The organism is Rhodococcus sp. NPDC060090 (assembly GCF_042729855.1).
Lineage (GTDB): Bacteria > Actinomycetota > Actinomycetes > Mycobacteriales > Mycobacteriaceae > Rhodococcus.
The window spans coordinates 61,816-79,806 of sequence record NZ_JBHWXB010000005.1 but is presented as its reverse complement, the minus strand read 5'-3'; the positions used below and the strand labels follow the sequence as shown (position 1 = coordinate 79,806).

Annotated in this window: 13 protein-coding genes; 6 read left to right on the top strand and 7 right to left on the bottom strand. The window is 66.2% G+C overall.

Annotated elements, in window-relative coordinates:
• Window positions 1–57: 57 nt before the first annotated feature.
• From ACFWCF_RS08595 to ACFWCF_RS08580, 4 genes are read right to left on the bottom strand one after another with little or no spacing between them, the layout of a single operon-like run.
• Window positions 58–1,476, bottom strand: a complete 1,419-nt coding sequence (locus ACFWCF_RS08595; protein WP_378559690.1) for a xylulokinase — start codon at window positions 1,474–1,476, stop codon at window positions 58–60.
• A complete protein-coding gene (locus ACFWCF_RS08590) occupies window positions 1,473–2,399 on the bottom strand; it encodes a carbohydrate kinase (protein WP_378559687.1) in 927 nt (308 codons plus the stop codon). Before ACFWCF_RS08590 ends, ACFWCF_RS08595 begins: the two co-directional genes overlap by 4 nt.
• On the bottom strand, window positions 2,396–3,868 hold the full coding sequence (locus ACFWCF_RS08585; protein WP_378559684.1) for a mannitol dehydrogenase family protein: 1,473 nt from the start codon (window positions 3,866–3,868) through the stop codon (window positions 2,396–2,398). Before ACFWCF_RS08585 ends, ACFWCF_RS08590 begins: the two co-directional genes overlap by 4 nt.
• Window positions 3,855–4,886: an NAD(P)-dependent alcohol dehydrogenase gene (locus ACFWCF_RS08580; RefSeq protein WP_378560221.1), complete on the bottom strand. Its 1,032-nt coding sequence runs from the start codon at window positions 4,884–4,886 to the stop codon at window positions 3,855–3,857. The genes ACFWCF_RS08585 and ACFWCF_RS08580 overlap by 14 nt, the downstream gene beginning before the upstream one ends.
• Window positions 4,887–4,994: 108 nt before the next feature.
• Between ACFWCF_RS08580 and ACFWCF_RS08575 the strand changes: the two genes are divergently transcribed.
• The 6 genes from ACFWCF_RS08575 to ACFWCF_RS08550 all read left to right on the top strand — a co-directional run bounded on the left by ACFWCF_RS08575 (window position 4,995) and on the right by ACFWCF_RS08550 (window position 11,261).
• Complete coding sequence (locus ACFWCF_RS08575; RefSeq protein ID WP_378560218.1) at window positions 4,995–6,065, top strand: sugar-binding transcriptional regulator; 1,071 nt, start codon at window positions 4,995–4,997, stop codon at window positions 6,063–6,065.
• Window positions 6,066–6,070: 5 nt separating this feature from the next.
• Complete coding sequence (locus ACFWCF_RS08570; protein WP_378559681.1) at window positions 6,071–7,450, top strand: ABC transporter substrate-binding protein; 1,380 nt, start codon at window positions 6,071–6,073, stop codon at window positions 7,448–7,450.
• 32 nt (window positions 7,451–7,482) lie between these two features.
• Entirely contained in the window at window positions 7,483–8,412 is a 930-nt protein-coding gene (locus ACFWCF_RS08565; protein ID WP_378560215.1) for a carbohydrate ABC transporter permease, read from the top strand.
• Window positions 8,409–9,299, top strand: coding sequence for a carbohydrate ABC transporter permease (locus tag ACFWCF_RS08560; RefSeq protein ID WP_378559678.1), 891 nt, complete (start codon window positions 8,409–8,411; stop codon window positions 9,297–9,299). Before ACFWCF_RS08565 ends, ACFWCF_RS08560 begins: the two co-directional genes overlap by 4 nt.
• Before the next feature lie 61 nt (window positions 9,300–9,360).
• Window positions 9,361–10,443 (top strand): ABC transporter ATP-binding protein, encoded by a 1,083-nt coding sequence (locus tag ACFWCF_RS08555; protein WP_378559675.1) that lies wholly within the window; start codon window positions 9,361–9,363, stop codon window positions 10,441–10,443.
• Window positions 10,444–10,679: 236 nt separating this feature from the next.
• Window positions 10,680–11,261: a hypothetical protein gene (locus ACFWCF_RS08550; protein ID WP_378559672.1), complete on the top strand. Its 582-nt coding sequence runs from the start codon at window positions 10,680–10,682 to the stop codon at window positions 11,259–11,261.
• A 24-nt stretch (window positions 11,262–11,285) separates the two neighbouring features.
• Here ACFWCF_RS08550 and ACFWCF_RS08545 read toward each other — a convergent pair whose 3' ends face one another.
• The 3 genes from ACFWCF_RS08545 to ACFWCF_RS08535 form a co-directional block, all read right to left on the bottom strand.
• Entirely contained in the window at window positions 11,286–12,719 is a 1,434-nt protein-coding gene (locus ACFWCF_RS08545; RefSeq protein WP_378559669.1) for a lipase maturation factor family protein, read from the bottom strand.
• Window positions 12,720–12,795: 76 nt separating this feature from the next.
• Complete coding sequence (recD, locus tag ACFWCF_RS08540) at window positions 12,796–14,676, bottom strand: exodeoxyribonuclease V subunit alpha (protein ID WP_378559666.1); 1,881 nt, start codon at window positions 14,674–14,676, stop codon at window positions 12,796–12,798.
• Window positions 14,673–17,987, bottom strand: coding sequence for a UvrD-helicase domain-containing protein (locus tag ACFWCF_RS08535; protein ID WP_378559662.1), 3,315 nt, complete (start codon window positions 17,985–17,987; stop codon window positions 14,673–14,675). Before ACFWCF_RS08535 ends, recD begins: the two co-directional genes overlap by 4 nt.
• Window positions 17,988–17,991 lie beyond the last annotated feature (4 nt).

Genomic DNA, 17,991 nt, shown 5'->3' with positions numbered 1-17,991 from the left:
CAGCCCCAGTGGTCAGCAAACAGCCCTGCCAGGTTTACATTTGCCCTGCTTACTTCCTCACCGGCGGCCATTCCGGGGTGGAGCACCGTCGGTCAGGTCCCGCACTTCGGCGTACCGCTGCCGGACATGCGGGGTCGGATCGGCCTCGTAGCGTCGGATCTCGCCTTCTCCCCATTTCGGCGGTTCGCCGCCACCGCGGAGCACCCACGCGGCCTGCCGCGCCGCGCCGCGGGCAACGTATTCGCCCGGTTCGGGGACGTCGACAGGTACACCGAAGATCGCCGGCGCAAGCTCGCACACTGCTTGCGACCGCGCCCCGCCCCCGACCATCAGCACTCGCCGCACAGGGGTGCCCTGACCGATGATGTGGTCGATGCCGTCGGCCAGCGAACACAGCAACCCTTCGACGGCAGCGCGGGCCAGATGCGCCGGCGTCGAATTCGACAGTCGCAGACCGTGAATCGCGCCGGTTGCATCAGGTCGGTTCGGGGTGCGCTCACCTTCCAGATACGGCACGAGCACGAGGCCGTCGCTGCCTGCGGGAGCAGACAGTGCCAGGCCGCCCAACCCTGCGTGGTCGACCTCGAGCATGGCGGCAGCTGCGTCGAGCACCCGCGCACCATTGAGCGTGCACACCAGCGGCAGGTGCCGCCCGGTCGCGTCAGCAAACCCGGCGACGTATCCGTCGGGGTCGCGCGGCGCTGTCGTCGACACTGCGCACACGACACCGGACGTTCCGACAGACACGATGACGTCGCCCTCTCGCGCATCCAATGCCAATGCGGCAGAGGCGTTGTCGCCGGCGCCGGGACCGAGCAGTGCGCCCCACGGTGCCTCTCCGACGGGTTCGGTGGGCCCCACGACCGTGGGCAGCAAAGGACTCGGACGTCGAAGTGCGAGTTCGAGCAGGTCGCGGCGATACTCACCGGCGGTGGCGTCGAAGTAGCCGGTGCCGCTCGCATCACTGCGGTCTGTGGCCAACATCCCGAGATCAGAGCTTCCCGATAGGCGCCAGGTCAACCAGTCGTGCGGCAGACATATCGCAGCGGTGCGCGCGGCGTTGTCTGGTTCGTTGTCGGCGAGCCAGCGGGTTTTCGATACGGTGATCGCTGCGAGCGGCACCACGCCAACGGCGTCGGCCCAGGCGTCCGGTCCGCCGAGTTCGCGGACCAGATCGGCCGCCGTCGACGCCGAGCGGGTGTCGTTCCACAGCAAGGCATCCCGAACGGGAGCCCCAGTGTCGTCGAGGCACACCATCCCGTGCTGCTGCGCGCCGACCGACACTGCGGCCACGTCGTCGAGACCCCCTGCCGCGACGATCGCCTCGTCGAGCGCAGTCGACCAGGCACGGGGATCGACCTCGGTTCCGCCGGGATGCGACGCCCGGCCTTCCCTGACCACAGCACCGGTATCGGCGTCACACACCATCACCTTGCAGGACTGCGTGGACGAATCCACACCGGCGACAAGCGTCATGAGCTCACCGCCTCGTCGCGCTGCGCACGAGTCGGCAGGTCGGCTCCGGCGCGAGCAACGGTGAGTGCCGACGTCACGGCAGCTGTGCGCAATACGGATTCGAGGTCGTCGACACCCATCTCGCGCAGCGCATCGCGACGATCCGCTCCGAGCAAGCCGAGCGTCCACAGTGCGTCGAGGAGTCCGACGGTGAAAGCATCACCGGCACCGACGGTATCGACCACCTCGACCTTTCTTGCGGGCACGTCGACGACCCCCGCGCGACACACCGCGACAGCACCGGCCGCGCCGCGGGTGACAGCGACGATCGCCGGCCCCCGCGACAACCAGTCGCGTGCGACGTCGAGCGGGTCGCGTCCCGGTTCGACCCAGGCGAGGTCCTCGTCGCTGACCTTGACGACATCCGAGAGTGCCACCAGACGCGCGATTCGTTCGCGGCCCCGCACTTCGTCGTCGATCAGAGCGGGCCGGATGTTGGGATCGAAACTCACCGTCGAGGTCTCGGCCTGCTTCTCGACGAGATCGGCGACCGCGTCGCATCCCGGTTCGAGTACGGTCGCGATCGACCCTGTGTGGACGAGCACGGTGTCAGCGGACGGCTCCGGAAGTTCGGGCTGCCAGACGATGTCGAATTCGTAGGTGGCCGCGTTGTCGTCGCCGATCGTGGCCGATGCCGTCGCGGTTCTCGTCGCCGACACGCTGCCGGGCGTGAGCGCGACACCGGACGCATCGAGATGCCGCACGATGCGTCCACCACGCTCGTCATCGCCCAGACTCGTGGCGAGCCGGACCTCCCGGTCCAGACGCCCCAACCCGACAGCGACATTCAAGGGACTCCCGCCGACGTGTTCGACGGGATCGTCATCCCCGCGTCGAACGATGTCGACGAGAGCTTCGCCGACGATCAGCGCCCGGCCGTTCATTCGGGCTCCACCGGCAGGGCTTCGAGAGTGCCTTTCGCGCCCTCGTTGTGCAGGGAGTTGAGCGCCCAGGTGTAGGCGTCGACGAACCGTGTGTTGCGGGCGAGATCCCCGAACACCGAGGTGTTCTCGATGAAGACTGCCGGATGGGTGAGTTGCTTCCGCGCGAGCGGCACCAGGTCCTCGGCAAGTCGATCCACCACTTCGATCGGAACGCCGTGTTCGTCGACGCCCTCTGCATAACGGGCCCACGAGGCCACGATCGCGGCGGAACGGACGACATGGCCGCCGTGCGCGAGGTTCTCCCGGGCCACCGGGAGCAGCCACTTCGGGATGCGATCGGACGACTCCGCGCACAGCCTCGCGATGGTGTCACGGATCTCGGGATTGGCGAACCGCTCGATCAGGGTGCGGGTGTACTCCGCCAGGTCGATCCCCGGTACCGGCCTCAGGGTGGGGATCGCTTCCAGATCCATGTAATTCAGGAGGAAGCGCGCGATCAACGGATCCTGCGCCGCATCGTGTACGTACCGGTAGCCCATCAGGTACCCGAAATAGCAGAGTCCCTGGTGGCTTGCGTTGAGCAGGCGCAGCTTCATCAGCTCGTACGGAGCCACCTCATCGACGACGTGCACACCGGCTTCCTCAAGCGGTGGCCGCCCGTCGGCGAAGTCGTCTTCGAGGACCCACGTGGTGAACGGTTCGGCGACCACGGGCCAGCGATCCTGAACGTCGAACCGCGATGACAACTCGTCGATGACGGCCTGCGTGGTCACGGGGGTGATGCGATCGACCATCGAGTTCGGGAACCGGGTGTTCTCGGTGATCCACTCGGCGAGATCGGGATCCACCAGACGCGCGTAGGAGGTGAACGCCCTGCGAGCAACGACACCGTTACCCTCGATGTTGTCGCAGGACATGAGCGTCGGGGACGGGATATCTCGTGCGCGTCGACGAGCAAGAGCCTCGACGACCAGTCCGAACACCGTGGCCGGCGGGCCGCCGGAGGTCAGGTCATGTTGGATCGCCGGGTTGTCCGTGTCGAATTCGCCGGAGTCGTGGCGGATGTTGTATCCGCCTTCGGTGACGGTGAACGAGATTATCTTCGTGGTGGGTGCAGCAAGAAGCTCGATGACGGACTCGGGTTCGTCGGGTGCGTATCGATAGTCGACGATCGACCCGATGACGCGTGGCTCCCACGTGCCGTCGGGATGGGTGAGAACGAGGGTGTAGAGGTGGTCCTGCGCTGCGAGCGCCTCCTGCATGCGCTTGTCACCCGGCATCACGCCGACCCCACAGATTCCCCAGTCCTTCGCGAGGCCCTGCTCGAGCAGTCGGTCGATGTACATCGCCTGGTGCGCACGGTGGAATCCGCCGACACCGAAATGCACGATGCCCACGGTCACGCCCTCCCTGGAGTAGGTGGGTGTGGGTACCACCAGATCGGAGAGGGTCTTCTCACTGGGTTCCATGATGCTCCTCCACGGTGGGTGCTACCTGCACAACGGCTTTCATCGATCCGGGGACGCGGTCGGATTCGAGGGCATCGACGACGTTCTCGAGCGGGAAGCGCGCTGTGATCATCGTATCGAGATCGACCCGACCGGATGTCAGAAGACTCAGAGCGGTAGGCCACGTGTTCGCATAGCGAAAGACCCCGGTGAGGAACAGCTCCCGGTTCTGGATCACCTGTACGGGTAGTCGCATCGACTCGGAACCCGACCCCACCAGCACGACGGTGCCACCGGGGCGAACGGCACGAATACCCGCATCCACCGCGGCGGATGCTCCGGACGCATCGATGTAACTGTCGACCTGCACGGCGGACATGTCGTCCGATCGTGGATCGAGGGTCGCGGTGGCACCGAACGAGCGGGCGATCTCGCGGCGGCGTTCGTCGAGATCGGTGACGACGATGTCGACCGCACCGAACGCCCGCGCGACCTGAATCGTGACGATGCCTACCGGGCCTGCACCTGTGACGAGCACGCTGGATCCCGCCGTCACGCGTGCCTTACGGACCGCGGCGATACCCACCGAGAGTGGCTCGCACAGGGCCGCGGCATCGTCGGATACTCCGTCCGGGACCGGATGAGCGAAGTGTGCGCCGATGGTCACGTAGTCGCACAGCGCCCCGTCGACCGGGGGTGTGGCATAGAACTGCATGTGGGGGCACAGGTTGTAGTCGCCGCGTCTGGTCTCGATGCTGCCCGGATCGGGGCGTTGCGGTTCGATCGACACCCGCTGCCCGAGGCGTTCGGCAGACACCCCGTCGCCCACGGCGACGACTGTTCCGGACGCCTCGTGTCCGAGGACGAGCGGTGCCTCGACCACGAATTCGCCGATGCGGCCTTCGCGGTAGTAGTGCGCGTCGGATCCACAGACCCCGACCGACGCGACGCGAACCAGCACGTCGCCCGGTCCGGGCTGGGGTACAGGTCGCTCCTCCACGACGATCCGTCCCGGTTCCACGAGGACTGCCGCACGCATCTTCACCGGAAGGGGCGATTCTGTTGTGTAGATCACACCTCGATGCTAACCTACTGAGCACATGAACACACCCCGGAACATTTGCTCACCGCAAATGTCCATCCGGGCATAGAGGAGCCCTCCGTGACGAACCCCAGCGCGGTACCGCAGGCACAGGACGGTGACACCACCGCCACACCCGAGGACCTTCGCTTGGCACTGCGCGCGGCCACCCTCTACTACCTCGACGGACTCACTCAGGTCCAAGTCGCCGACAGGCTCGGCGTCTCCCGCGCGACAGCGGGACGTCTCGTGGCGCGCGCCCGATCCCACGGCCTCGTCCGCATCGAGGTCATGCCACCTCCGCACCTGAGAGACGACCTGCACGCCGACATCGAACGCGCACTCGAGGAACGATTCGGGCTCACCGAAGCAGTCGTCGTCGGAGTCCGCGTCGACGACCGTGGGCCGGTGGACAACTCGGCAAGCTTCACTGCACTCGGCCGAGCCGCCGCGTCGCTCCTCACTCGCCGACTCGAGCCCTCCGACACCCTCGGATTCACGTGGGGCCCCGAAACCATCGCTGTCGCCCAAGCGATTCCCTCCGGTATCGCCACATGCGCGACGATCGTGCAACTCGACGGCTCCGTCACCACCAGCACCTACCAGACCGGCACCGAATACGTCCTCGGACGATGCGCCGAACAGCTTCGGGCACAACCGGTCCGGCTTCCCACTCCCCTGTACGCCGACGCCACGACCGTCGCATCCATGCGCACCGACTCGGTGATCTCCCGCACGCTCGAACTGGGCGCCGGAGCCGACGCGATGATGTTCGGTGTCGGCGCAGTGTCCTCGTCCACCACGCTGTTCGAGGGCAGCTTCCTCGACACCGCGATGCTCGGCACCCTCGACGAACTGGGAGCGGTCGGCGAGATCGGGGGCCGATTCTTCCGAGAGGACGGAACACCCGCCCACCTCGAGCTCGAAACCCGCACGATGTCGACGCCGCTGTCCGATGTCGCCGCGTGCCCCGCCACAATTCTCATCGCCGGTGGCGCATCGAAACACAGGGCCGTTCACGGAGCTCTTCGCGGAGGGTACGCCCGCATGCTCGTGTGCGACATCGACTGCGCGGAATGGCTTCTCGATCAGCGTCCCACCCACCCGCACGATTCGGACAGGACCCCACCGAAATGAGGTAGATGGCCGTGCAACCGCCCGGAAGTAATACCCGCGCACTTGGTTTCACCAGAAAGCTGGTCGCCGGAGCCGGAGCTCTGTGCCTGGCGCTCACAGGCTGCGCCGGTGCCGGTTCGATCGGCGCATCCGACCGAACCGTCACCATCGCGATGGTGTCGAATTCCCAGATGACGGATGCGCGCGCACTCTCGTCACAATTCGAGGCCGAGAATCCCGACATCGATCTGCGCTTCGTCACCCTGTCGGAGAACGAGGCCCGCGCGAAGATCACCGCATCCACAGCGATGGGCGGCGGGGAATTCGACGTGGTGATGATCAGCAACTACGAAACACCGCAATGGGCGGAGTACGGGTGGCTGACCAACCTCGGCCCCTTCATCGAGGCCACCGAAGGATACGACCAGGACGACTTCATTCCCTCGCTGCGCGAGTCCCTTTCGTACGAAGGCGACATGTACTCGGTTCCGTTCTACGGGGAATCGTCGTTCTTGATGTACCGCAGGGACCTGTTCGAGGAAGCAGGCATCACCCTGTCCGATCCGCCGACGTGGACCGAGGTCGCCGACGCCGCCGCGCAACTCGACGGCCCCGATATCAACGGAATCTGTCTGCGTGGCAAGCCGGGTTGGGGTGAGCTGCTGGCGCCGCTCGACACCGTGATCAACACGTTCGGCGGGCGCTGGTTCGACGAGGACTGGAACGCCCAACTCGATTCACCCGAGGTGCAGCGCGCCGTAGAGTTCTACGTCGACCTCGTGCGCTCCCACGGTCAGCCCGGAGCAGCCACCAGCGGGTTCACCGAATGCGCCACGCAACTCGCGCAGGGCCGCGTCGCGATGTGGTACGACTCGACCTCCGCGGTTTCGACCCTCGAAGATCCCTCATCGAGCAACGTCGTCGGCAAGATCGGATACGCACCCGCACCCGTCATGGAGAAGGACCCCTCCGGATGGCTCTACACCTGGGCGCTCGGGATCCCCGCGAGCAGCGAGAATGCCGAGGACGCCTGGAAATTCATCTCGTGGATGACCGACCAGAACTACATGCGTCTCGTCGGTGAAGAACTCGGGTGGGAGCGAGTTCCCCCCGGTAGCAGGCTCTCAACCTACGAGATCCCCGAGTACGAGGAGGCAGCCCAGGCGTACGGACCCATCACCCTCGAATCCATCGAGGGAGCCGACCAATCGAACCCCACGGTCGATCCGGTCCCCTACACCGGCATCCAGTTCTTGGCGATACCCGAATTCCAGGACCTCGGCACCCGGGTGAGCCAACAGATCAGCGCCGCCATCGCCGGCCGTCAGACGGTCGCCGAAGCGCTCGATCAAGCCCAGAAGTACGCCGAAGCCGTCGGCGCAACGTATCGGGAGGAATCGCAGTGACTGCCCTCGAGGTGCCTCAACAGACACCGGATATGACCGAACGCATCCGCCGCGTCAAGGCAGCGAAGAACGAGAAGGTCTCCCGCGCCGAAGGCTGGCGGCTGCGCGGTCCACTACTGCCCGCCCTGATCTTCATGATCGTGGTGACGCAGATACCGTTCCTGTTCACCCTCTTCTACTCCACCCAGTCCTGGAACCTCGTCAACCCGGGCTCCCGCCGATTCGTCGGTCTCCAGAACTACGTGGACGTCTTCCAGGACAGTCAGTTCTGGCAGGTCGCGCTCAACACGGTGATCCTCATCGTCGGAACAGTGCTGGTCTCCGTGATACTCGGCCTGCTCCTCGCGCTGTTGCTCGACCGGGCATTCCTCGGTCGCGGCATCGTCCGCACCCTGTTGATCACACCGTTCCTGGTCACACCCGTCGCCGCAGCGTTGGTGTGGAAGACCTCGATGTTCGACCCCATCTTCGGCATCGTGAACTGGGTGCTGTCGCCATTCGGCGTCGGTGAGGTCGACTGGATCAGCCGATACCCGCTGCCCACCGTGATGGTCGCGCTGATCTGGCAGTGGACACCCTTCATGATGCTGCTGATCCTCGCCGGGCTGCAGTCGATGCCCCGCGACATCCTCGAGGCGGGACGAGTCGACGGCGCGAGCGGATTCTCACTCTTCCGTGAGCTGACACTGCCGCACCTGCGCAGGTTCATCGAACTCGGCACGGTGCTCGGCGCCATCTACCTCATCAACACCTTCGACGCGATCTACATGATGACGCAAGGCGGGCCCGGGACAGCGAGCGCGAACCTGCCGTTCTACATCTACCAGCGGGCATTCCTCGGCTTCGATATCGGCCAAGCCGCGGCGATGGGCGTGGTCGTCGTGATCGCCACGATCGTCATCGCGACCTTCGCACTACGCCTGATCTTCAAGTCGTTCACCGGTAAGGAGGAAGCGGCATGAGCACCACAGCTGCGGGTCCGCAGACATCGGACACCACGCTGCCGACCGGAGAGGCCACACGGACGGTCCGCAAACGTAAGCACCGCAAGATGAACCCGTGGGGCGTCATCGCCTGGATCGCCGGCATCGGGTTCTTCTTCCCGGTGTTCTGGATGGTGCTCACCGCCTTCAAGCAGGAGTCGGACGCATATTCCGACCCGCCGAAGTTCTTCTTCACACCCACCCTCGACCAGTTCAGGTCGGTCTTCGAGACCGGTGCGAGCACGGCACTACTCAATTCGGCGTTCGCGACCATCGTCTCGACCGTCTTCGTGCTGCTGCTCGGTGTTCCCGCGGCTTTCGCGTTGTCGCTGCGACCGGTACGCAGGACCCAGGACGCACTGTTCTTCTTCATCAGTACGAAGATGCTGCCGATCGTCGCTGCCATCATCCCCCTGTACGTGATCGTGGCGAATATCGGCATGCTCGACAACATCTGGGCGCTGATCATCCTGTACACCGCGATGAACCTGCCCATCGCCGTGTGGATGATGCGATCGTTCTTCCTCGAGGTTCCGAGTGAACTCCTCGAGGCCGCCAGCATGGACGGCGCGAGTCTGTGGACCTCCGTACGCGAGGTCATCCTCCCGCTCGTCTCCCCCGGCATCGCCGCGACCGCACTCATCTGCGTGATCTTCTCGTGGAACGAGTTCTTCTTCGCCGTCAACCTCACTGCTGTACAAGCGCAGACGATTCCGGTGTTCATGGTCGGCTTCATCACCGGCGAGGGCCTGTACTGGGCACAGCTGTCGGCCGCTGCGACCATGGCGGCGCTGCCCGTCGTCCTCGCCGGGTGGGTCGCACAGAACAAGCTGGTGCGCGGCCTGTCGTTCGGCGCCATCAAGTAATGCGACCTATCAAGTAGTACGACACTGTCTCGAACTATCGCTGATACGAAGGGTTTCCATCATGGCCGAGATCACCTATCGGAACGCCTCGTGCATCTACGAGAGCTCCGACTCGCTTGCCGTCGACTCGCTCAGCCTCGACATCGAGGACGGTGAATTTGTCGTCCTCGTCGGCCCCTCCGGGTCGGGTAAGAGCACGGCGCTGCGCATGCTCGCAGGGCTCGAAGACATCGACGAGGGCTCCATCTCCATCGGCGGGGTCGACATGACGGGGGTGCCGTCGAAAGACCGCGACATCGCAATGGTGTTCCAGAATTACGCGCTGTACCCGAACAAGACCGTCGCCGAGAACATGGGCTTCGCGCTCAAGATGCGCGGGGTCAGCGCCGAGGAACGTCGACGGAAGGTCGAGGAGGCCGCCAAGGTTCTCGACCTCACCGAATACCTCGACCGTAAGCCCGCGAAGCTGTCCGGCGGTCAGCGCCAGCGTGTCGCGATGGGGCGTGCGATCGTCCGTGAACCGCAGGTGTTCTGCATGGACGAACCGCTCTCGAACCTCGATGCGAAGTTGCGTGTGCAGACCCGCACACAGATCGCCGCACTCCAGCGCCGCCTCGGCACCACCACCGTGTACGTCACCCACGACCAGGTCGAGGCAATGACGATGGGCGACCGCGTCGCCGTGCTGAAGCGGGGGCAACTGCAGCAGTTCTCGTCGCCGACAGAACTGTACGACCGACCCGCAAATGCGTTCGTGGCCGGTTTCATCGGCTCCCCCGCGATGAACCTGCTGCCCGCGACCGTCACCGATGACGGAGTCCTCATCGGCAACACCGTGATCCCGGTGGAGCGAGAGCGCATCAGCAGTCTGCACTCGGCGGGCATCACGTCGGTGACGGCCGGTATCCGTCCCGAGCAATTCGAACTCACCGAGGGTGAGGGCGTGGAAGCCGTCGTCGAACTCGTGGAAGAGCTCGGCAGCGAATCGTATGTGCACACGCGGGTGCCCGGCAGCGGAAACCAGATCGTCGCGCGATCGCTGACCCGCACACCGGCGCGGTTGGCCGACACGATCCACCTGCGCAAACGCGAGGGGACCGTGCACCTGTTCCACCCCGAGACCGGGGAGCGGGTAGGCGATTGACCGTATCCGGCGCACTCGAACTCGCGGACGCCGCGTTCACGAGAGCGGGCCGTTCTCGGTGACGTCGCGTAGTCGACGCGACAAACACCCTCTGGTGGACGGGGTTCCGTCAGGACCTGCTTGGCGCTCCAGTCGTCTTTCAGGTCCATGCTGGTCGGGGGCGCTGGCGCAGATGCACAGTTCGTCGCCGAGCATCTGGTGGCACACCGACCGGAGGCGGTCGCTATGCTCCCGGGATGATCAGTCGGGGCACCACCGCATCGTTCATCACACTCGCCGCAGCGCTCGTCACCGTCACAGCCTGCGGCAACACGGTTTCCGGGGAGGCCACCGCCGTCGACCCGACCACATCCGCAGCCCAGACCACGTCGGCCGCACCGACGACCACGACAACGACCACCACCACGAAAGCGCCGGCTGCGGTCGACCCCGCGGAGTACGCGGGCTCGCAGCCCGGCGTGTACTACTTCCTCTCCGAAAGCGGGAAGTTCGAGTGCGCGATCCTCACTCACACCGACCCGGTCGCGGGATGTCAGGGCACCATGCCGTCGAGTGCGCCCCGCGTTCCGGGCAGTGGAGCGGCGGATGTGACGGTGCCGGCGAACGTCGTGATCGTGGAATCGTCCGGAGAGGGTCAGTTCAGCAACATCGGCGATATTGCGTTCATGGACCCGAACCGGACCGCACAGGTCCTCCCGTACGGCGAAGCGTTGAAGGTGAGCGTATTCACCTGCACGATCGATGAAAGTGCCGGCGTCACGTGCGAGTCGGACGCCCACGGATTCACGGTGTCCGCCGATGACTACGAATTGTGGTGAATCGCTGAGTTGCGGTGGGTGGATTCAGAATCCCGCGAGGTCCACCCGCGACACCGGCAGCATGAAGTTGCTTGCGGGGGTACGTACCCACCACGCTCCGGTCGCGCGATGCTCGGCAGGCGAGGTGTACCGGTAGTGGAACACGCGAGCGCGCACCAGAGCAGGTGGTGCATCGGGAAACGGGTTGTGGCGCAATAACCGCAGGGTGTCGGGGTCGTTGTCGAGAAGACGCGCCGCGAACCTCGGGAACCAGCCGACGGCGTAGTCCCTAGAGATCGCGGCGAACCACATCAGCCAATCGAGCCGGCGGTGGTAGGGCGCGCATTGGCGGGGCCGGCGGAACACGTCACCGGGCTTGCCCTTGAATTCGTACTCGAGCCACTCTGTCGCCGGGGTGACCACGGCATCGGTGGTGCCCTCGACGATCACTTCCCTTCGGGCGCGGGTGATGCTGCCGAATGCGCCGTAGGTGTTGACGAAATGCCACGGGTTGTACGAGGCGTTCATCGCCTGTCGCTTCGACACCAGGTTCCGTACGGGCCGATAGCTGAGAACGGCAACCACAGCGGTCAGCGCAAGAACCGCCGCGGTGAACGGTTCGGGGGTGGAAGCGAAATCGGGGTTCGGGGTGATGAGAGCGGCGTAGAAACCGTCGGGTAGCACGGAGAGTGCCAATACGATGGTGACCCAGTTCAACCACGCGAAGTTGCCGCTGAGAACGAGCCACAGCTGGGTCACGATCATGATCCCGGCGGCGATTCCCGCAGCCGGCTGCGGTAAGAACAATGCGAACGGGATCACGAGTTGTGTGAGGTGGTTGCCTGCCACCTCCACTCGGTGCAGCGGGCGCGGCAGATGATGGAACCATCGGCTGAGCGGCCCGGGCATCGGCTGGGTCTCATGGTGGTAGTACAAGCACGTCAGGTCGCGCCAGCAATGGTCGCCGCGCCATTTGATCAACCCCGCGCCGAATTCGACGCGGAACAACAACCAGCGCAGCATGAGCAACACCAGGAACTGCGGCGCGGTGTCCGCGTTGCCGAGGAAGATCGCGAGTACGCCGGCTTCCAGCAGCAGCGATTCCCATCCGAACGAATACCAGACCTGTCCCACATTGACGATCGACAGGTACAGCACCCACAGTGCGAACCACACGAGCATGCAGGCGATCAACGGTAGGCGCTCGGTGACTCCGACGAGGGTGAGCGCCGCCAGGATCGCACCGATCGTTGCCACTGTCGCGAAGATGCGGTCGGTGAACCGCCAGTGGAACAGGCTCGGCGACGAACGAAACGGGTGGTCCCGCACGAACTCGGGCACCGGCAGCATTCCTCGTTCGCCGATCAGTGCACGGAACTGCAGCAGTGCCGCGAGGAACGCCACCAGGTACAGCGCGGCTATCCCCCGGGTGACCAGCAGCCGCCCGATCACATACCCGTCCGCATCCAGCCAGTTCATCGTCGTCACTCCTCGCCGGCAATTCGCCGCGCGAAGTCTCACTCCAGAGTGACACGTCGGTGAGTCTTCCGTGGAATCAGACGCGGATCTCGCGACGCAGCCCGCTGGCCCGCAGCACCTGACGTTCCACGCCCGCGCGCACTGCCGCTTCCGTCCCGACGATCCGCACCTTGGCCCGCGCGCGCGTGATCGCGGTGTACAACAGTTCGCGGGTGAGCAGCGACGATCGTTCGTCGGGGAGAATCACCGACACAGTGCCGTACTGGCTGCCCTGGCTTCGGTGGATCGTCATCGCGTACACGGTCTGCACCGCCGACAGTTGGCTCGGATGGAGCACGAACGGCTGCTCGCCGCGCGCGAAAGCGGCGACGAGGTCGCCGTCGGCGCGGCGCACGACGACACCGGTGTCGCCGTTGTAGATGCGCGCTTCGTGATCGTTGGCCGTGACGAGCAGCGGCTGTCCGGGATACCAACGTTCGGGGTCGAGCCGGCGGCCCGTCGACGCGCCGATCCATTCCGTGGCCTGCCGCGCCCACCGCTGCACCCCGTACGGACCGTCGCGGTGTGCGCACAGCAAACGGTGGGTTTCGAACCGTTCGAGGACTTCGTGGATGTCGCCGGTCAGCGCGGCCGCGGTGACCTCCTGGGCCGAGTTCACCACGTCGCGCCGCAGCGACTCGACGTCGTCGGGACGGTGGAACGCGATCTCCGGTGATCCGCTGTGCAGGATCTCCATGACCTTGTCGCCGTCGCCGTCGCGCACTGCAACGGCCAGGCGCGCGATCTCACCACCGAATCGGCGGCCGCGGCTCAATCGCACGATCCCGCCCCGCACCCGGTCGTGTTCGCGGGCGCTGAAGGCGGCCTCGGCAGGATCGTCGGACGCTTCGAGGTCGCGTGCGGCGGCGCGGGTGAACACCGGGTTCACGTCGCCGGTGACGGGTCGTGCGATGAGGTCGGCGAGCACAGCACCGGCATCGACGGAGGCGAGTTGGTCGGGGTCGCCGACCAGGACGAGGCGTGTATCGGGACGGACCGCTTCGAGGAGCCGGCACATCATCGTCAGCGACACCATCGAGGTCTCGTCGACGACGATGACGTCGTACGGCAGGTGGTTGTCGGCGTGGTACCGGAAGCGAGTGCGTCCGCGTTGCCAACCCAGCATGCGGTGCAGTGTCATGGCGGTGAGCCCCGCAGGCAGCGGCAACACCGACTCCTGTTCGCGCACGGATTCCTGTAGCCGCGCCGCGGCCTTACCGGTGGGCGCGGCGAGTCCGATGCGCAGATCGGGGCCTTCCAGCGTCTCGAGCAGCGCGAGGATCCGCGCGACGGTATGTGTCTTTCCGGTTCCCGGACCGCCCGCGATGACGGTGGTGCGGTGCGTGGCCGCGAGCGCAGCCGCGACACGTTGACGATCGGGCGCAGGCGACGGCTTCGTACGGTCGGCCTGGTCACGGAACAACCCGTCGAGTGCGACGGAAAGCCGGGCATCGTCGACCGTGGGGAAGCCGTCGCCGCGTGCGGCGAGGACGGCACGGATCGTCTGTTCCTGGCGGAAGTAGCGGTCGAGATACAGCAGCGGCCCTTCGACGGTGTCGACGAGACGCAGAGGTCGCAAGGACCCGTGGTCACCTCCGATCACGAGCGGACTGCGCTGCAGGGCGCCCAGGACCTCATCGTCGTGTGGCCACGGCAATAACTCCGGGTCGACCACGGGGTTGCCGTCCTCGTCCTCTTCGACGGTGACGTCGCGCAGTCTCGTCAGGTCGAGGCATACCGAGCCGGAGCGCACGGCACGCACGGCGAGGGCGGTGGCCAAGTGCACGTCGGTGTTCGGTTCGCCGCCGAGGTTCGCGAGCCTGAGCGCGACATGGACGTCGGCGGCAGCGAGCACCCCGGCCTCGTTGAACTCACGCAGTACGCCTTTACCTCGCTGCGCAATTCGGGCTTCGATCACGGTAGGGGCCTTCCGGCGAGCAGATCCGACAGGTCGGTGACGAGTGCGGCGGGCGGCGTCCAGTCGAACACGCCGCTGCCGGGCGGGCTCTCCGGTCCGGCCATGCCGCGCACGAACAGGTACTGCGAGCCGCCGAGATGCTTCTGCGGGTCGTATCCGGGCAGGCGCCACCTCAGGTATCGGTGCAGCGCAACCGAGTACAGCAGTGCCTGCATCGGATAGTGGGCACGGATCATCTCCGCCGCCATCGCGTCGCGGGTGTAGTGCCCCGTCGTCAGCTCCCCGGGAGCGAGCCGGTTGGTCTTGTAGTCGACGACGACGAACTGTGGCCCGTCGATGCGCAGGACGGCGTCGATGCTGCCCGTGAGATATCCGCGCAGCGGCACGGGCTCGAGGGTGCGCACGTGATCCGCGTACTCGAACAGCGGATCGTCGGGAGGGAGGTGGCGGCGCAGCAGGTCGGCGACCTGGCCCAAGGTGACGGTGACGGCAGCGGGATCGTCACCACCCGCGAGCGGCAGCTCGAAGTCGAGTTCGGCGAGCCTGTCGTTCGGTGTGAAATCGGCGAGCGTGCGCCCGAGCGGACCGAGCCGGGTGTAGAGGACGGGGAGCAGGGCTTGCGCGAGCTCGTCGGGATCGATGTCGGACAGTCGCTGCGCCACCACGTCGCGGCAGCATGCGGTGAGCTCAGCGTCGAGGTCGGCAGCGGAGGTGTCGACGATCTCGAACACCGCGTGGACGAGCGTCCCGAAGACCGTGCCGCCGGGCAAGTGGTTCATGGTCGACGGGATCCCCTCCACCGAGGGATCGGGTGTTGCCAACGGGGGTTCTTCCGGCTCGTCGTCCTTCTCCGGCTCCTCGATCTCGCTGCCGACGCCCACGCCGTCGTGCGCGGACGCGGTGAGCGCCGAATACGAGGTGCGCCGCCACGTGCTGTCGAGCTCCCGGGTGAACTGTGCAGCAACCAGCGATGTTTCGTCCTGCTGCGGCTTCGACCAGGCGATCTCCTCCTTCCCGACGACTCCCGTGGCTTCCACCGAGATCAGTCCGCCGGAGGCCTTCGCCCAGGACGCGAATTGCTCGGCCATCGCCGGGTCGGCGGGAATGCCCGCTGCGGACGCCACCTCGGAGCTACCGGGGTTGCGCGCGAACAACACCCGGTGCAGCGGTGAGCGGGCCGTCCCGTAGGACGGTGCCCACCACAGGGTCAGCTGGCAGCAGGCGCGGGTCAGCGCCACGTACAGCAGACGCAGTTCCTCACCGGCCTCCTCCGCCTCGTGGATGCGTCGCCGCTCGCCGTAGCCCGGGCTGCCCTCACCACCGACGTCGAGGATGCGGCGGCCACCGTCGTGCAGCAGCAGGGTGTCGGGGTTCGGGTTCTTCGCGGCGTCCCACGCGTACGGCACATAGACGACCGGGAATTCGAGTCCTTTACTGCCGTGCACCGTGAGGATCTGTACGGCAGCGGCGTCACTGTCGAGGCGACGACTGCGGTCGGAGCTGCCGCGTCTCGGATCGTTCATCCGATCCTCGAACCATCGCGTCAGCACCCCCATTCCGAACGAGTCCGAGGTGGCCGCGTCGTCGAGCAATTCCGCAATATGCCGCAGGTCGGTCAGTTGCCGCTCCCCCGACGACGTTCGCAACAGGCGCGCTTCGAGTTCACTCACGGTGGCGAGACGCTCGAACAAGGCCGCGAATCCGGACTGGGCAAACACCATCGCAAGGTCGCGGAGCAGCCCGCCGACCTGCGCGACCAGTTCGTCGCCGCGCGCCACGAGGTCGTCGGCGGTGTATCCGAGTAGCGGGGTCAGCGCGGCGAGACGCACCCGATCGGCGCGGTGCGGTTGCTCGAGCGCCTGGAGGGCCCACAGCCACTGCTGTGCTGCGGGTGTCGTGAACACGCTCGTCCCGCCGGCGAGGACGCACGGCACACCTGTCCGTTGCAGCTCTTCGTACACGAGCGACACCTGGGCGTGCGTCCGGACGAGGATCGCGATGTGGCCGGGCTCCACCGGCTCGGGGCGTCCACCTCGTTCGATGGTGGCGTCGCTGTCGAGGAGCGCGACCACCTCGGCCGCGACGTCGCGGGCGACGTTGCCGCGCAGTGGCCCGACAGTCGGGTAACCCGACTTGCCGAGTGGTCCTGCACCGGCGCGCGGCAGGTGACGCAGACGCAGTGGAGGCATCCCGGCAAGACGCGTCCCGTCGCGGGCGGCATCGACCCGGTGCACGGCGATCCTCGGATCACCCAGTGCTGCACCGCCGTACACGTGGTCGAGCGCGGTGATCAAGTCGGCATCGCTGCGCCAGTTGGTGGTGAGCTCCCGGTGCGCATCGGAGGTGTTCACCGCGTCGAGATAGCTCAGCACTTCGGCGCCGCGGAAGGCGTAGATCGCCTGCTTCGGATCGCCGACCAGCACCAGGGTGCTATGGCCGTGGAACGCCCGATGGAGGATCTCCCATTGCTTCGGATCGGTGTCCTGGAATTCGTCGACGAGGACGACCCCGAACCGTGCACGGACCCGGCGGCATGCAGCAGCGCCGTGCTCGGGATCACTCAGCACACGGTGCAGCAACGCGAGCTGGTCGTCGAAGTCGCGCAGTCCCGTTGCGCGTTTCCGGCGTTCGACCTCGGTACGCACCTGCTGCGCGAACTCGACGCGCTCCCCCGCCGGTGTTCCCTCGGCGCCTTCGGGAGCGAGCGCTGCCTGCTGGTCGAAGATCGCCGCACGGGCGGCGATCGTGGCCTCCCCGTAGGTGATGGGTGGTTCGCTGCGCCCGTACCGACGCAGGTAGATGTCTGCGATGACCTCGACTGTGAGGTCGTCGACGTCCTCGACCACCGTGACGTGCGGTTCACGCTCGCCGGCGATACCGAGTTCGTCGAGCATCCGCTGGCAGAAGCCATGTGTCGTGGCGATGGTCGCGGCGTCGAAGTCGGACAGGGCCTGCCGCAGGCGGGTGCGCCGGTTTCCGACGTCGTGGGCCGCCAGGTACCGGATCAGCTCATCACCGCAGGCCGCGGCGGCCTCCGGATCGGCGAGGGCATCGACGGCCTCGGCGAACCGAGCGCGGGTACGTTCCCGGAGTTCCTGGGTGGCTGCCCGGCTGAACGTGACGAGCAGTAGTTCGGACAGGTCGGTGATTCCTTCGGCGACGTAGCGGGTCGCGAGGCCCACGATCGCGTAGGTCTTGCCGGTCCCGGCCGACGCTTCGAGCACCGTCGTGCCCTTCGGGAGCGCCCCGAGCAGGTCGAAACCGGTTGCGGTCGAGCCGGTCGCATCTTTACGCACGGCATCGTCGGACATTTTG

Bases quoted from the DNA above. Each gene is read 5' to 3' on its own strand.
- ACFWCF_RS08595 (WP_378559690.1), bottom strand. From the start codon at position 1,476: ATGACGCTTGTCGCCGGTGTGGATTCGTCCACGCAGTCCTGCAAGGTG.
- ACFWCF_RS08590 (WP_378559687.1), bottom strand. From the start codon at position 2,399: ATGAACGGCCGGGCGCTGATCGTCGGCGAAGCTCTCGTCGACATCGTT.
- ACFWCF_RS08585 (WP_378559684.1), bottom strand. From the start codon at position 3,868: ATGGAACCCAGTGAGAAGACCCTCTCCGATCTGGTGGTACCCACACCC.
- ACFWCF_RS08580 (WP_378560221.1), bottom strand. From the start codon at position 4,886: ATGCGTGCGGCAGTCCTCGTGGAACCGGGACGGATCGTCGTGGAGGAG.
- ACFWCF_RS08570 (WP_378559681.1), top strand. From the start codon at position 6,071: ATGGCCGTGCAACCGCCCGGAAGTAATACCCGCGCACTTGGTTTCACC.
- ACFWCF_RS08565 (WP_378560215.1), top strand. From the start codon at position 7,483: ATGACCGAACGCATCCGCCGCGTCAAGGCAGCGAAGAACGAGAAGGTC.
- ACFWCF_RS08560 (WP_378559678.1), top strand. From the start codon at position 8,409: ATGAGCACCACAGCTGCGGGTCCGCAGACATCGGACACCACGCTGCCG.
- ACFWCF_RS08555 (WP_378559675.1), top strand. From the start codon at position 9,361: ATGGCCGAGATCACCTATCGGAACGCCTCGTGCATCTACGAGAGCTCC.
- ACFWCF_RS08550 (WP_378559672.1), top strand. From the start codon at position 10,680: ATGATCAGTCGGGGCACCACCGCATCGTTCATCACACTCGCCGCAGCG.
- ACFWCF_RS08545 (WP_378559669.1), bottom strand. From the start codon at position 12,719: ATGAACTGGCTGGATGCGGACGGGTATGTGATCGGGCGGCTGCTGGTC.
- ACFWCF_RS08535 (WP_378559662.1), bottom strand. From the start codon at position 17,987: ATGTCCGACGATGCCGTGCGTAAAGATGCGACCGGCTCGACCGCAACC.